We start from the raw sequence: 839 nt of genomic DNA, 5'->3' as shown, positions 1-839 counted from the left end.
AGGGGACATTTCTATTTCGCTAAGAACGGGGACATTTCTATTTCGCCTTGACAAGAATCGGCGGGCCGGCTTGACGGTGCGGGGGAGTGGCCCTAGCATTGGACGAGAGGTAGCCCGTGCGGGATATCACGTTTACGGTCCATATTTTCCGCGAGAGAGATGTCTACGTCGCTCACGTGCCTGAACTCGACGTGTCGAGTTGCGGCGAGACGACGGACGCCGCACGCGAGAACATCCGAGATGCTGTTCGCGGGTTTCTGGAGACCTCTGAAGAGATGGGCACGCTGGCAGAGATTCTCGAAGAAGCGGGATACCAGCGGGAGGGGGGTGAATGGCGGGCGCCGGAATTTGTCGCCCTCGACCGTCTGTCGGTCGGCCTCAGCTAGTGCCCGCTATCGCCCCGGTTCCGTATCAAATCCTGGTCAAGGTGTTCGAGCGAGACGGGTTCGTGTTCTCGCGCCAGTCGGGGGATCACTTGGTGTACACGAAGCCTGGGGTCAAGCGACCGCTCGTCATCCCGACCTACCGCCAGGTTCCGGTGTTCATCATCAAGAACCTGCTTCGGACCTCCGGCATGACACGGGAGCGGTACTTCGAGTTGTTGGGCTGATAGCTGAACGGTTGGGGGGAAGTGGTGACCTGGAGCCGATTGGGGCCGGGACCCAAGGGTCGTAGGGCGGCCCGAGCGGTAGGACGGGCGTCTGAAAATGGTAATGCAGTAGGAAAACGGGCTGACAGAAAGGTCGAAATCTCTTGGGAATAGCGGGGAACGCGGGCGGGCTCATAACCCAAAGGTCGCGGTTCAAATCCCGCCCCCGCAAATCCCACTTTCTAAACCA

The 839-nt window shown here is 59.7% G+C and carries 1 protein-coding gene and 1 pseudogene; both read left to right on the top strand.

The features are described 5' to 3' along the window. Nucleotides 1–116: 116 nt before the first annotated feature. Nucleotides 117–323, top strand: a pseudogene (locus GEV06_28725) (hypothetical protein). Nucleotides 324–331: 8 nt separating this feature from the next. Continuing rightward, complete coding sequence (locus tag GEV06_28720) at nucleotides 332–610, top strand: addiction module toxin, HicA family (protein MPZ21828.1); 279 nt, start codon at nucleotides 332–334, stop codon at nucleotides 608–610. The last annotated feature ends 229 nt before the right edge of the window (nucleotides 611–839 follow it).

The sequence above is a fragment of the Luteitalea sp. genome (assembly GCA_009377605.1).
Classification (GTDB): Bacteria; Acidobacteriota; Vicinamibacteria; order Vicinamibacterales; family Vicinamibacteraceae; genus WHTT01.
Note: the sequence above shows the minus strand (reverse complement) of the source record. Positions and strands in the feature narration are given on the sequence as shown.

Bases quoted from the DNA above. Each gene is read 5' to 3' on its own strand.
- GEV06_28720 (MPZ21828.1), top strand. From the start codon at position 332: ATGGCGGGCGCCGGAATTTGTCGCCCTCGACCGTCTGTCGGTCGGCCT.